Genomic DNA, 14,253 nt, shown 5'->3' with positions numbered 1-14,253 from the left:
TTGGTAGAGCACGACCTTGCCAAGGTCGGGGTCGCGAGTTCGAGTCTCGTTTCCCGCTCCAAATTCTTATCTCCAGAAAATCAACCACAGTGCGTTTATGCGTTGGGGTCGTTTCGTTTTGTATCTGTCATACTCTTGTGAACAGAGTTATCCACAGCTTCGGATTTTTCTACGGAATATTCAAATACTTCGCTAAGTGAATAGTTTCTTTATAACTATCTGAAATCAAAGTTTAAATTAAGATTGCAAATTGTTAATGCGATCACTTGACGATTTTCTCGTTCTTGAATAGCAATGTGTTTTTATTTTTATGCACAGCCTGTGGACGATTCAGGCGTCCCGTGGAAGTCCCTTTTCGATAGCATTAACCAGTCGCCTTTGCTTTGGTGATTGCACCTCGATCACGTCGGCGTTTCGCTTCGCGATCTGCTGCGCGACGGCCCACTCTATGTGTTCATCAAGAAGTGGGTGCTCACCCCGGCGGCTTTCCAGTGCGGAAAGGGCGGCGTCACTCCAGGGCGCATTACCGAGTGCTACCGCAATATTACGCAGCCAGCGCAGATGACCAATACGACGAATGGCTGACCCTTCTGTGACTTTTAAAAACCAGGCTTCATTTCTGGCGAACAGCTCAATCAACTCGGGCGCATGAAGCGGCTTACGGGGACTGAAATCGTCTTCGTCAGTCAGCTGCGAGTAGCGATTCCATGGGCAAATCAACTGGCAGTCATCACAACCGTAGATCCGGTTGCCCATCAATGGTCGCAATGCTTCAGGGATTACGCCTTCCAGTTCGATGGTGAGGTAGGAGATGCAGCGACGCGCATCCACCGTGTAGGGGGCGACAATCGCCCCGGTCGGACAGGTGGTGATGCAGGCGACGCACTTTCCGCATCCTTCCTCCACGGGAGCATCAACCGGCAGGGGCAAATCAATCAGTAACTCACCAAGAAAGAAAAACGACCCGGCCTCACGGTTGAGGATTAGTGAGTGCTTACCTGTCCATCCCAGACCGGCTTTTTCTGCCAGCGGGCGCTCAAGTATGGGCGCAGAGTCGACAAAAGGTCTAAAATTCAGCGAGACACAGTGCTGCTGAATCCTCTCACCCAGCTTTTTGAGGCGGTTGCGTAAAAGCTTATGGTAGTCGCGGCCCAGGGCATAGCGACTGATGTAACCCTGCGAGGGATTTTTCAGCGTCCGGGCAAACGCGGCGTGGGCGGGAAGATAGTTCATGCGCACGCTGATGACGCGAAGTGTGCCAGGCAGTAGCTCATGGGGACGCGCGCGCATCATGCCGTGGCGCGCCATCCAGTCCATTTCTCCGTGGTATTGTTTGTCCAGCCACGCCTGCAGTTTGGGTTCGGACTTGCTCAGGTCAGTATCGGTAATACCGACCTGCTGAAAGCCCAGTTCCAGCCCCCACTGCTTAATATTTTGCGCTAACTGATTGAGATCGAGGGGCTCTGACATGACGGACCATACAATGAAGAAAAACCCCATCAGTATACCACACTCCATCTGGCCCGCCGATGACATCAAACGGCTGGAGCGAGAAGCTGCTGACACGCTGGGGCTCACGTTGTTCGAACTGATGTTGCGAGCGGGCGAGGCGGTGTTTGACGTGGCGCGCGAGTCCCGGCCTTATGCCCGGCGCTGGTTGGTGCTCTGCGGTCACGGTAACAATGGTGGCGATGGCTATGTGGTGGCGAGGCTGGCGAAAGCAGCAGGGATTCTGGTCACCCTGGTAGCGCTGGAAAGCGATAAACCGCTGCCCGAGGAGGCCGCACAGGCGCGGGAAGCCTGGCTGAATGCAGGAGGTGTGATCCATTCCCCGGCGATTGCCTGGCCGGAAAATATCGACCTGATTATTGATGCGCTTCTGGGGATCGGGTTAACCCAGGCGCCGCGCGAGCCGTTGTCTGAATTAATCGAACGGGCAAACGCCCACCCTGCGCCTGTTGTCTCAATAGACATTCCTTCCGGGTTGCTGGCACAAACGGGCGCGACGCCCGGTGCGGTCATCCGGGCCGAACGCACGGTCACCTTTATCGTCCTGAAACCGGGTCTGCTGACGGGGAAAGCCCGGGATGTGACCGGGCGCCTTCATTTTAATTCGCTGGGATTGGACGACTGGCTGACAGGGCAGGACGCGCCGATTCAACGCTTTGACGCCTCACAACTTGCGCACTGGCTCTCTCCGCGTCGTGCAACGTCGCATAAAGGCGATCACGGTCGACTGGTGGTGATCGGCGGCGATCACGGCACGGCGGGAGCGATTCGACTGGCCGGTGAAGCGGCGCTGCGCGCCGGAGCGGGGCTGGTACGCGTGCTGACGCGCAGCGAAAATATCGCCCCACTGCTGACCGCTCGTCCCGAACTGATGGTGCATGAACTGACGCCGCAGTCCCTTGACGAAAGCCTCGCATGGGCGGATGTCATCATCATTGGCCCTGGGCTCGGACAGGCGGAGTGGGGGAAGAAAGCGCTGCAAAAAGTCGAGAATTTCCGTAAACCGATGGTCTGGGACGCCGATGCGTTGAACCTGCTGGCAATCAATCCCGATAAACGTCACAATCGCGTCATCACACCGCATCCGGGAGAAGCCGCGCGGTTACTGGGGTGTTCTGTCGCAGAAATTGAAAGTGATCGCTTACATTCTGCACAGCGTCTGGTAAAACGTTACGGAGGCGTTGCGGTGTTGAAAGGGGCGGGAACGGTGGTTGCCGCACAACCGGAGGCGTTGGGAATTGCTGATGTCGGCAACGCAGGCATGGCCAGCGGCGGCATGGGCGATGTGCTTTCCGGTATTATTGGCGCATTGCTCGGACAGAAGTTTACCCCGTATGATGCAGCCTGTGCTGGCTGCGTGGCTCACGGTGCGGCGGCCGATGTTCTGGCGGCGCGTGCCGGTATGCGCGGCATGTTGGCAACCGATCTTTTTTCCACGCTACAGCGTATTGTTAACCCTGATGTGATTGACGTTTATCATGATGAATCGAGTAATTCCGCTACCTGACGAACAGGCAACATTAGACCTGGGACAACGGGTAGCCAAGGCCTGCAACGGCGCGACCGTGATCTATCTCTACGGTGATTTAGGCGCGGGTAAAACCACCTTTAGTCGGGGATTCCTGCAGGCGTTAGGCCATTCCGGTAATGTAAAAAGTCCAACCTATACGCTGGTCGAACCCTATTCTCTCGATAACCTGATGGTCTATCACTTCGATCTGTATCGTCTTGCCGATCCCGAGGAGCTCGAATTTATGGGGATCCGCGATTATTTTGCCAACGATGCCATTTGCCTGGTGGAATGGCCGCAACAGGGTAAAGGTGTACTCCCGGACCCGGATGTCGAAATACACATAGATTACCAGGCGCAAGGTCGTGAGGCGCGCATCCGTGCTGTCTCCTCATCAGGTGATTCGTTGCTGGCGCGTTTAGCCGGTTAACCTTAAAGGTGGCGGGATGATTTATCGTATCAGAAATGGGTTGGTGGCCATGCTGGTTCTGCTGTGCGCGCAGGCCGGAGCCGCCAGCCTCTCCGATATCCAGGTCTCCAACGGCGATCGACAGGCGCGTATTACGCTCAGTTTTATTGGCGATCCCGATTATGCCTTTTCCCATGAAGGCAAACGTACCGTTGCGCTGGATATTAAGCAAACGGGGGTCATTCAGGGGCTTCCGCTGATGTTTAGCGGTAATAACCTGGTGAAGACTATTCGTTCCGGCACGGCGAAAGATCCACAGTCACTACGACTGATGGTGGATTTAACCGAAAACGGGAAAACCGAGGCGGTAAAACGGCAGAGTGGCGGAAACTACACGGTAGTCTTTACCATTAACGCCGATACGCCTCCGCCACCTCCCCCCGCTCCAGTCGTTGCTAAACGCGTCGAAACGCCGGTGGTGGCGCCGCGTCCGACTGAACCTGCGCGAAATCCGTTTAAAACCAGCAACGATCGCACCACCGCCGTGATCAGCAGCAATACGGCGACGCGCCCGGCGGCCAGAGCGACATCCAGCAATGGTGACAAAGTGGTGATCGCCATTGATGCCGGGCACGGTGGGCAGGATCCCGGCGCGATCGGCCCCGGCGGTACGCGAGAGAAAAATGTCACTATCGCGGTGGCCCGTAAACTGCGCACGCTGCTTAATGATGATCCGATGTTTAAAGGCGTGTTAACCCGTGACGGGGATTATTTTATCTCTGTGATGGGGCGCTCTGACGTGGCGCGTAAGCAAAACGCCAACTTCCTGGTGTCGATTCACGCCGATGCCGCGCCCAACCGCAGCGCTACGGGTGCCTCCGTGTGGGTGCTGTCGAACCGGCGCGCCAACAGCGAAATGGCGAACTGGCTTGAAGAACATGAAAAACAGTCGGAGCTGTTGGGCGGCGCGGGGGATGTGCTGGCAAACAGCCAGGCCGATCCGTACCTAAGTCAGGCGGTGCTGGATTTGCAGTTCGGCCATTCCCAACGCGTAGGGTATGATGTGGCAACCAACATGTTAGGCCAGCTCGAACGGATTGGGTCACTGCATAAACGGCGGCCTGAACATGCCAGCCTGGGCGTTCTGCGCTCGCCAGATATTCCCTCGGTGCTGGTGGAAACCGGGTTTATCAGTAATCACAGTGAAGAACGTCTGTTGGCGAGCGATGCGTATCAGCAACAACTGGCCGATGCGATTTACAAAGGGCTGCGTAACTACTTCCAGGCGCATCCGATGCAGTCGGCTCCGCAGGGAAGTGCGGCGCAAACCGCGAGCGCCGCTACGCCGGGTGAGTCGTTGATCAACTAAGGAATTTGCATGCCGATTCAGGTGTTACCGCCACAACTGGCGAACCAGATTGCCGCAGGTGAGGTGGTTGAGCGACCTGCATCGGTGGTCAAAGAGCTGGTGGAAAACAGCCTTGATGCCGGGGCAACGCGCATCGATATTGATATCGAGCGCGGCGGCGCGAAGCTGATCCGTATCCGTGACAATGGTTGCGGGATCAGGAAAGACGAACTGGCGCTGGCGCTGGCGCGGCACGCCACCAGTAAAATTGCCTCTCTTGACGATCTGGAAGCGATCATTAGCCTGGGTTTTCGCGGCGAAGCGCTGGCGAGTATCAGCTCGGTATCTCGCCTGACTCTCACGTCACGCACCGCAGAGCAACAGGAAGCCTGGCAAGCCTACGCCGAAGGGCGCGACATGGAGGTAACAGTCAAACCGGCCGCGCATCCGGTAGGCACCACGCTGGAAGTCCTCGATCTGTTCTACAACACCCCGGCCCGGCGCAAGTTTATGCGCACCGAGAAAACCGAATTCAATCATATTGACGAGATCATCCGGCGCATTGCGCTGGCGCGTTTTGATGTGACGATCAATTTGTCGCACAACGGCAAAATGGTACGTCAGTACCGCGCGGTGGCGAAAGAGGGGCCGCAAGAGCGTCGTCTGGGCGCCATTTGTGGTACGCCGTTTCTTGAGCATGCGCTGGCGATTGAGTGGCAGCATGGCGATCTGACCTTACGCGGCTGGGTCGCCGATCCCAATCACACCACGACGGCGCTGGCGGAAATACAGTACTGCTACGTCAACGGACGCATGATGCGCGACAGGTTGATCAACCACGCCATTCGTCAGGCCTGTGAAGATAAGCTGGGCGCCGATCAACAGCCCGCATTTGTGCTGTACCTTGAGATTGACCCGCATCAGGTGGATGTCAACGTGCACCCGGCCAAGCATGAAGTGCGTTTTCATCAGTCGCGCCTGGTCCATGACTTTATCTACCAGGGCGTGCTGAGCGTGCTGCAACAGCAGCTTGAATCGCCATTGCCGCTGGAAGCAGAAGGCGAACCCGCGCCCCGGCACGTTCCGGAAAACCGTGTGGCCGCAGGGCGTAACCATTTTGCTGAGCCGGCGCAGGCCCGCGAACCTACGGCACCGCGCTACACTTCCACACCGACAGCGGGCAGCAGCGCGCCGCGCCCAACGGCGGCAAGCTGGCCGCATGCCCAACCGGGCTACCAAAAACAGCAGGGCGAAGTGTATCGCCAGCTCCTGCAAACGCCGACACCTGCGACAAAATCATCGCCTGCGCCGGAGCCAGCTGTGTCAGCACTGTCGGGACACTGTCAGAGCTTTGGCCGTGTGCTCACGATTGTGGGCAACGACTGCGCGTTGCTGGAGCGCGAAGGGAATATTCACCTGCTGGCGCTGCCCGTGGCAGAACGCTGGCTGCGTCAGGCGCAGCTTTCGCCGGGAGAGGGGCAGGTTTGCGCTCAGCCGTTGCTGATCCCGCTGCGGCTAAAAGTCTCTGCAGAGGAAAAGGCTGCGCTGGAAAATGCGCAGGGCGCACTGGTGGAATTGGGGATTGAATTTCAGGCAGATGCCCAGCATGTGACCATTCGGGCGGTGCCTTTACCCTTACGCCAACAAAATTTACAAATCTTGATTCCTGAACTGATAGGCTACCTGACGCAACAGTCAGCGCGTGAACCTGGTAATCTGGCGCAGTGGATTGCGCGTAATTTGATGAGTGAGCATACGCAGTGGACAATGGCTCAGGCCATTACCCTGCTGGCTGATGTGGAGCGGCTTTGCCCGCAGCTCGTGAAGGCGCCGCCGGGTGGTCTGTTACAACCTGTTGATTTACATACGGCGATGAATGCCCTGAAACATGAGTGATATCAGTAAGGCGAGCCTGCCAAAGGCAATTTTTTTGATGGGGCCTACGGCCTCGGGTAAAACGGCGCTAGCGATTGAATTGCGTAAAGTTTTGCCAGTAGAGTTGATAAGCGTCGATTCCGCCCTTATTTACAAAGGGATGGATATCGGGACGGCGAAGCCGGACGCTGAAGAGTTAAAGGCGGCTCCGCACCGATTGCTGGATATTCGCGATCCGTCGCAGGCGTATTCTGCTGCGGATTTCCGCCGCGATGCGTTGGCGGAGATGAGCGAGATCACTGCGGCGGGGCGTATTCCGCTGTTAGTGGGCGGTACGATGTTGTATTTCAAGGCATTGCTGGAAGGTCTTTCGCCGTTACCGTCGGCAGACCCGCAGGTCAGGGCCAGAATTGAGCAACAGGCGGCAGAGCAAGGGTGGGATGCGTTGCACCAACAGCTTCAGACAATCGATCCGGTTGCGGCTGCGCGTATTCATCCAAATGATCCGCAAAGACTTTCCCGGGCACTGGAAGTTTTTTTCATTTCGGGTAAAACTTTAACGGAACTGACGCAAACGTCAGGTGATGCTTTACCGTACCAGGTGCATCAGTTTGCCATCGCCCCAGCGAGCCGTGAGCTGTTGCATCAACGCATCGAGCAGCGTTTTCATCAGATGTTGGCTTCAGGATTTGAAGCAGAAGTTCGGGCGCTTTTTGCCCGTGGAGATTTGCATACGGACTTGCCTTCCATTCGTTGTGTGGGATACCGCCAGATGTGGTCATACCTTGAAGGCGAAATATCATACGATGAAATGGTTTATAGAGGTGTTTGCGCCACGAGGCAGTTGGCAAAGCGCCAGGTAACCTGGTTACGCGGTTGGGAAGAAGTGCACTGGCTTGACAGTGAGAAACCTGAGCAGGCGCGGAACGAAGTATTACAGGTTGTTGGTGCTATCGCGAACTGAATGTGTACAATTAAGGCGTATCGTGCGCAATTTTCAGAATCGAAAGATTCAAAGTACAAATAAGCATATAAGGAAAAGAGAGAATGGCTAAGGGGCAATCTTTACAAGATCCGTTCCTGAACGCACTGCGTCGGGAACGTGTTCCAGTTTCTATTTATTTGGTGAATGGTATTAAGCTGCAAGGTCAAATCGAGTCTTTTGATCAGTTTGTGATCCTGTTGAAAAACACGGTCAGTCAGATGGTTTATAAGCACGCGATTTCTACTGTTGTCCCGTCTCGCCCGGTTTCTCATCATAGTAACAATGCCGGTGGCGGTACCAGCAGTAACTATCATCACGGTAGCGGCGCGCAGGGTTCTGCGACGCAACAGGACAGCGAAGAGACCGAATAAGGTTTTTGGCTGTTTTACACACGGGGAGCCAGAATTTCTGCGTTCCCCGCTGATCTATATCGAGGGGTTGACGCTTGTTTGACCGTTATGACGCCGGTGAGCAGGCGGTACTGGTACACATCTATTTTTCGCAAGACAAAGATATGGAAGACCTCCAGGAGTTTGAATCTCTGGTCTCTTCCGCCGGTGTCGAAGCAATGCAGGTGATTACCGGTAGCCGTAAAGCACCGCACCCGAAGTACTTTGTTGGTGAAGGTAAAGCCGTTGAAATTGCGGAAGCCGTAAAAGCGACAGGCGCTGCCGTCGTATTATTCGATCATGCATTGAGTCCGGCCCAGGAACGTAACCTGGAGCGCCTGTGTGAGTGTCGTGTTATCGACCGCACTGGCCTTATCTTAGATATTTTTGCGCAGCGTGCACGTACCCATGAGGGGAAATTGCAGGTTGAACTGGCGCAGTTGCGCCATCTGGCTACGCGTCTTGTCCGTGGCTGGACCCACCTTGAAAGACAGAAAGGCGGGATTGGTTTGCGCGGTCCGGGTGAAACCCAACTCGAAACCGACCGCCGTTTATTGCGAAACCGTATATTGCAGATCCAGTCGCGCCTGGAAAAAGTTGAAAAGCAACGTGAGCAGGGGCGACAGTCGCGCATTAAGGCGGATGTCCCGACCGTCTCGCTGGTGGGATATACTAACGCCGGAAAATCCACCCTTTTCAATCAGATAACCGAAGCCAGGGTCTATGCGGCAGATCAACTGTTTGCGACCCTGGATCCGACGCTGCGTCGCATTGACGTGGCGGATGTCGGGGAGACCGTGCTGGCGGATACCGTTGGGTTTATCCGTCATCTTCCGCACGATCTGGTTGCGGCGTTTAAAGCGACCCTCCAGGAAACGCGTCAGGCGACACTGTTGCTGCATGTGGTTGATGCAGCGGATGTGCGCGTGCAGGAAAACATCGACGCAGTGGATACGGTTCTCGAAGAGATCGATGCTCACGAGATCCCGTCCCTGATGGTGATGAACAAGATCGATATGCTGGATGACTTTGAACCGCGTATCGACCGGGATGAAGAGAACAAACCGATTCGTGTCTGGCTTTCCGCGCAGACAGGGGTTGGGATACCACAGCTTTTTCAGGCTTTGACGGAGCGACTTTCCGGCGAGGTGGCGCAGCATACGTTGCGTTTGCCGCCGCAGGAAGGGCGTCTGAGAAGCCGTTTTTATCAGCTTCAGGCAATAGAAAAAGAGTGGATGGAGGATGACGGTAGCGTAAGTCTGCAAGTTCGCCTGCCGATCGTTGACTGGCGTCGCCTCTGTAAACAAGAACCGGCTTTGGAAGACTATGTTGTCTGATCTGACGGATATGGCCTGAAGATTTTTTCGCCTCTGTACCTTGTGGAGGTTGAGTGGCAGGAAGGCGGCAAGTCCTGAAATTCTCTGGAGCATAGTCAACTATGTGACGGGAGCTGAGGGATGTAGCCAACGCATCTGCCGCGCAAAAAACACAGGTATAGCATCGCATAACAAATATGGAGCACAAACATGGCGTGGAATCAGCCCGGTAATAACGGACAAGACCGCGACCCGTGGGGAAGCAGCAAACCAGGCGGCAACTCTGAGGGAAATGGAAACAAAGGTGGTCGCGAGCAGGGGCCACCTGATCTCGATGACATCTTTCGCAAGCTGAGTAAAAAACTCGGTGGACTGGGAGGCGGTAAAGGTACCGGCTCTGGCGGCGGAAGCTCATCGCAAGGCCCGCGCCCGCATCTGGGCGGACGTGTCGTCTCCATCGCGGCGGCAGCTATCGTCATTATCTGGGCGGCGAGCGGTTTCTACACCATCAAAGAAGCAGAGCGCGGCGTGGTGACACGCTTTGGTAAGTTCAGCCATCTGGTTGAACCGGGCCTGAACTGGAAGCCGACGTTTATCGACGAGGTGACGCCGGTGAACGTGGAAGCCGTCCGCGAACTGGCCGCTTCCGGTGTGATGCTGACGTCAGATGAGAACGTGGTGCGCGTTGAGATGAACGTGCAGTACCGCATCACCGATCCGCAAAAATATCTGTTTAGCGTAACCAGCGCGGATGACAGTCTGCGTCAGGCGACCGACAGCGCCCTGCGCGGCGTGATCGGTAAATACACCATGGACCGTATCCTGACCGAAGGGCGTACCGTTATTCGTAGCGATACCCAGCGTGAACTGGAAGAGACCATTCGTCCGTATAACATGGGTATTACCCTGCTGGACGTCAACTTCCAGGCTGCACGTCCGCCGGAAGAGGTGAAAGCGGCGTTTGACGATGCCATTGCTGCCCGTGAGAACGAACAGCAGTACATCCGTGAAGCGGAAGCGTATACCAACGAAGTTCAGCCGCGTGCGAACGGTCAGGCACAGCGTATCCTCGAAGAGGCGCGTGCTTACAGAACGCAAACCATCCTGGAAGCGCAGGGTGAAGTGGCGCGCTTTGCGAAAATCCTTCCGGAATATAAAGCGGCGCCAGAGATTACCCGCGAGCGTCTGTATATCGAGACGATGGAAAAAGTGTTGAGCCATACCCGTAAAGTGTTGGTTAACGACAAAGGTGGCAATCTGATGGTTCTGCCATTGGATCAGATGCTGAAAGGCGCGAGCGCGCCGGCGGCAAAGAGCGATAGCGGTTCGAACCTGCTGCGTCTGCCCTCCACGTCATCTTCCAGCAGCAGCGGAGCAAGCAACACCTCGTCCACCAGTCAGGGCGATATTATGGACCAACGCCGCGCTAACGCGCAGCGTAACGACTACCAGCGTCAGGGGGAATAACGATGCGTAAGTCAGTTATTGCGATTATCATCATCGTGCTGGTAGTGCTGTACACCTCAATTTTCGTGGTGAAAGAAGGCGAGCGCGGAATTAAGTTCCAGTTCAGCAGCGTCGTGCGTGATGCCGACAAAAAACCATTGATTTATGAGCCGGGTCTGCACTTTAAGGTACCGTTTATTCAGTCGGTGAAAATGCTCGACGCGCGTATCCAGACGATGGATAACCAGGCTGATCGCTTTGTCACCAAAGAGAAGAAAGACCTGATTGTCGACTCTTACATCAAATGGCGCATCAGCGATTTCAGCCGTTACTTCCTGGCGACAGGCGGCGGCGATATTTCTCAGGCTGAAGTTCTGTTGAAACGTAAGTTCTCTGACCGTTTGCGTTCTGAGATTGGTCGTCTGGATGTGAAAGACATCGTGACCGACTCCCGTGGTCGTCTGACCCTGGAAGTGCGTGACGCCCTGAACTCTGGCTCTGCCGGAACCGAAGACGAAGTGGCGACCCCGGCAGCGGATAACGCGATTGCCGAAGCCGCTGAACGTGTTCAGGCTGAAACCAACGGCAATGTGCCGGTGATCAACCCGAACAGTATGGCCGCATTGGGTATCGAAGTGGTCGACGTGCGGATCAAGCAGATCAACCTGCCGACCGAAGTGTCTGAAGCGATCTATAACCGTATGCGCGCTGAGCGTGAAGCGGTAGCGCGTCGTCACCGTTCACAAGGTCAGGAAGAAGCGGAAAAACTGCGCGCGACAGCCGACTATGAAGTGACCAAAACGCTGGCGGAAGCTGAGCGTCAGGGGCGTATCATGCGCGGTGAAGGGGATGCAGAAGCGGCGAAGCTGTTTGCCGATGCGTTCAGCCAGGATCCTGACTTCTACGCCTTTATTCGTAGCCTGCGTGCTTACGAGAAGAGCTTCGAAGGCAATCAGGATGTCATGGTCATGAGCCCGGACAGCGATTTCTTCCGCTACATGAAGACACCGAATACCGCAACGCGATAATATCGTCGCAACGGTTTTAGGTTAGACGCATAAAACCACCGCATCCCTGAGGATGCCGGTGGTTTTCTTTTTATAAAGGACGTCCGATGAACTCAACAATCTGGCTCGCGCTTGCGCTGGTTTTAGTGCTTGAAGGTTTAGGTCCGATGCTTTACCCGCGAGCATGGAAGAAGATGATTTCTGCCATGACGCAGTTGCCTGAAAATACTTTACGTCGTTTTGGTGGTGGACTTGTGGTTGCGGGCATTGTGGTCTACTACATGTTGAGGAAAACGATTGGCTGATCAAAAAACGTGCGAATTTAGCTAATTTTTGCATGCAAAAAGTGCTGTATATCTGAAAAAGCGATGGTAGAATCCATTTTTAAGCAAACGGTGATTTTGAAAAATGGGTAACAACGTCGTCGTACTGGGCACCCAATGGGGTGACGAAGGTAAAGGAAAGATCGTCGATCTTCTGACTGAACGGGCTAAATATGTTGTACGCTACCAGGGCGGTCACAACGCAGGCCATACTCTCGTAATCAACGGTGAAAAAACCGTCCTCCATCTTATTCCATCAGGTATTCTCCGCGAGAACGTCATCAGCATCATCGGTAACGGTGTTGTGCTGTCTCCGGCTGCGCTGATGAAAGAGATGAAAGGACTGGAAGATCGTGGTGTTCCTGTTCGCGAGCGTCTGCTGTTGTCTGAAGCATGCCCGCTGATTCTGGACTACCACGTTGCGCTGGATAACGCGCGTGAGAAAGCACGTGGCGCGAAAGCGATCGGGACTACCGGTCGTGGTATCGGGCCGGCTTACGAAGACAAAGTCGCCCGTCGCGGTCTGCGCGTTGGCGATCTGTTCGACAAAGCCACCTTCGCTGAAAAACTGAAAGAAGTGATGGAATATCACAACTTCCAGCTGGTTAACTTCTACAAAGTTGACGCGGTTGACTACCAGAAAGTGCTGGATGATGTGATGGCGATTGCCGACATCCTGACCTCTATGGTTGTTGATGTGTCCGATCTGCTGGACCAGGCGCGCAAGCGTGGCGATTTCGTCATGTTCGAAGGCGCGCAGGGTACGCTGCTGGACATTGACCACGGTACCTATCCGTACGTAACGTCCTCTAACACCACTGCGGGTGGCGTGGCAACAGGTTCTGGCCTGGGTCCGCGTTATGTGGATTACGTGCTGGGTATCATCAAAGCTTACTCCACGCGTGTGGGTGCGGGTCCGTTCCCGACTGAGCTGTTTGATGACATCGGTGAGTTCCTGTGCAAACAGGGTAACGAATACGGTGCTACCACGGGGCGTCGTCGTCGTACTGGCTGGCTGGACTCCGTTGCTGTGCGTCGTGCAGTACAGATCAACTCCCTGTCGGGCTTCTGCCTGACCAAACTGGACGTACTGGACGGTTTGAAAGAGGTGAAAATCTGTGTCGCTTATCGTATGCCGGATGGCCGTGAAGTGACCACAACACCGCTGGCGGCTGACGATTGGGAAGGTATCGAGCCGATTTACGAAACCATGCCGGGCTGGTCTGAGTCCACCTTCGGCGTGAAAGAGCGTAGCGGTTTGCCACAGGCAGCGCTGAACTACATTAAGCGTATCGAAGAACTGACCGGTGTGCCGATTGATATTATTTCGACTGGCCCGGATCGTACTGAGACCATGATTCTGCGTGACCCGTTCGACGCATAATTTGGGTTCGTGGCGCAGTGCCTGATGGTGCTGCGCTTATCAGGCCTACAAAGTGTAGTTAGCCGGACAAGATGCCAGGCGTCGTCATCCGGCTTAATCGTGCGTTAAATCCTCGCTTTTTTCCTTCCGAACTGAAATAAATTAGCGGCCTGGCTAGTGGCTGGTTTATCATCAATATAAATAAGATGTATCCCGATTCCCCCTTTTCCCTGAGGTTGATGTGCAGTTAACGAGTTTCACCGATTACGGACTACGAGCGCTAATCTATATGGCATCACTCCCGGAAGGTCGCATGACCAGTATTTCGGAAGTGACAGACGTCTATGGCGTTTCCCGTAATCATATGGTCAAAATAATCAATCAACTTAGTCGGGCGGGCTTTGTAACTGCTATTCGGGGAAAAAATGGCGGGATCCGTTTAGGCAAAGCCGCGAATACCATTCGAATTGGCGATGTCGTGCGCGAACTCGAACCGCTGTCGCTGGTGAATTGTAGCAGTGAGTTTTGCCATATCACCCCTGCCTGTCGACTCAAACAGGCGCTTTCTAAGGCCGTGCAAAGTTTTCTAACGGAGCTGGATAACTACACGCTGGCCGATTTGGTTGAAGAGAATCAACCGCTTTATAAATTATTGCTGGTGGAATAGTGAAGTCCAAAGCATTTCGCGTCGTATCGCGGCGGCAACTGAGTGACAAATTCGTCAGGAACGAATTTGAACAGCCGCAGGCTGGCCTTCGGTGAGAGACAGGGAT

Annotated in this window: 13 protein-coding genes; 12 read left to right on the top strand and 1 reads right to left on the bottom strand. The window is 54.9% G+C overall.

The window, feature by feature from the left end; translation table 11 throughout:
* Nucleotides 1–330: 330 nt before the first annotated feature.
* Nucleotides 331–1,470, bottom strand: coding sequence for a tRNA epoxyqueuosine(34) reductase QueG (queG, locus tag AOY24_RS20595; RefSeq protein ID WP_054177261.1), 1,140 nt, complete (start codon nt 1,468–1,470; stop codon nt 331–333).
* Here queG and nnr point away from each other — a divergent pair.
* The 12 genes from nnr to nsrR all read left to right on the top strand — a co-directional run bounded on the left by nnr (nt 1,469) and on the right by nsrR (nt 14,147).
* Nucleotides 1,469–3,016, top strand: a complete 1,548-nt coding sequence (gene nnr, locus AOY24_RS20590; protein ID WP_044328470.1) for a bifunctional ADP-dependent NAD(P)H-hydrate dehydratase/NAD(P)H-hydrate epimerase — start codon at nt 1,469–1,471, stop codon at nt 3,014–3,016. The genes queG and nnr overlap by 2 nt on opposite strands.
* On the top strand, nt 2,988–3,449 hold the full coding sequence (tsaE, locus tag AOY24_RS20585; protein ID WP_042999180.1) for a tRNA (adenosine(37)-N6)-threonylcarbamoyltransferase complex ATPase subunit type 1 TsaE: 462 nt from the start codon (nt 2,988–2,990) through the stop codon (nt 3,447–3,449). The genes nnr and tsaE overlap by 29 nt, the downstream gene beginning before the upstream one ends.
* 16 nt (nt 3,450–3,465) lie before the next feature.
* Entirely contained in the window at nt 3,466–4,797 is a 1,332-nt protein-coding gene (gene amiB / locus AOY24_RS20580) for an N-acetylmuramoyl-L-alanine amidase AmiB (protein ID WP_054177260.1), read from the top strand.
* Nucleotides 4,798–4,806: 9 nt separating this feature from the next.
* Entirely contained in the window at nt 4,807–6,672 is a 1,866-nt protein-coding gene (gene mutL / locus AOY24_RS20575; RefSeq protein WP_054177259.1) for a DNA mismatch repair endonuclease MutL, read from the top strand.
* On the top strand, nt 6,665–7,615 hold the full coding sequence (gene miaA / locus AOY24_RS20570) for a tRNA (adenosine(37)-N6)-dimethylallyltransferase MiaA (protein ID WP_054177258.1): 951 nt from the start codon (nt 6,665–6,667) through the stop codon (nt 7,613–7,615). Before mutL ends, miaA begins: the two co-directional genes overlap by 8 nt.
* Nucleotides 7,616–7,698: 83 nt before the next feature.
* Nucleotides 7,699–8,007 carry an RNA chaperone Hfq gene (gene hfq / locus AOY24_RS20565; protein WP_042999184.1) on the top strand — a complete coding sequence of 103 codons (309 nt, stop codon included), beginning with the start codon at nt 7,699–7,701 and terminating at the stop codon, nt 8,005–8,007.
* Between the two features lie 74 nt (nt 8,008–8,081).
* Nucleotides 8,082–9,362 carry a ribosome rescue GTPase HflX gene (gene hflX / locus AOY24_RS20560; protein WP_042321426.1) on the top strand — a complete coding sequence of 427 codons (1,281 nt, stop codon included), beginning with the start codon at nt 8,082–8,084 and terminating at the stop codon, nt 9,360–9,362.
* Nucleotides 9,363–9,551: 189 nt separating this feature from the next.
* Nucleotides 9,552–10,808: an FtsH protease activity modulator HflK gene (gene hflK / locus AOY24_RS20555; RefSeq protein WP_042999185.1), complete on the top strand. Its 1,257-nt coding sequence runs from the start codon at nt 9,552–9,554 to the stop codon at nt 10,806–10,808.
* A gap of 2 nt (nt 10,809–10,810) precedes the next feature.
* On the top strand, nt 10,811–11,815 hold the full coding sequence (gene hflC, locus AOY24_RS20550; protein ID WP_042321433.1) for a protease modulator HflC: 1,005 nt from the start codon (nt 10,811–10,813) through the stop codon (nt 11,813–11,815).
* Nucleotides 11,816–11,901: 86 nt separating this feature from the next.
* Nucleotides 11,902–12,099, top strand: coding sequence for a DUF2065 domain-containing protein (locus tag AOY24_RS20545; protein WP_042321436.1), 198 nt, complete (start codon nt 11,902–11,904; stop codon nt 12,097–12,099).
* A gap of 103 nt (nt 12,100–12,202) precedes the next feature.
* The gene (purA, locus tag AOY24_RS20540; RefSeq protein WP_042321439.1) at nt 12,203–13,501 is read left to right on the top strand and encodes an adenylosuccinate synthase; all 1,299 of its coding nucleotides are present in this window, start codon (nt 12,203–12,205) and stop codon (nt 13,499–13,501) included.
* 220 nt (nt 13,502–13,721) lie between these two features.
* On the top strand, nt 13,722–14,147 hold the full coding sequence (gene nsrR, locus AOY24_RS20535) for a nitric oxide-sensing transcriptional repressor NsrR (protein ID WP_042321442.1): 426 nt from the start codon (nt 13,722–13,724) through the stop codon (nt 14,145–14,147).
* Nucleotides 14,148–14,253 lie beyond the last annotated feature (106 nt).

The sequence above is a fragment of the Citrobacter sp. CtB7.12 genome (assembly GCF_001297795.1).
Classification (GTDB): Bacteria; Pseudomonadota; Gammaproteobacteria; order Enterobacterales; family Enterobacteriaceae; genus Citrobacter_A; species Citrobacter_A amalonaticus.
The sequence above is the reverse complement of the archived record's forward strand: the minus strand, read 5'-3'. Positions and strand labels throughout refer to the sequence as shown.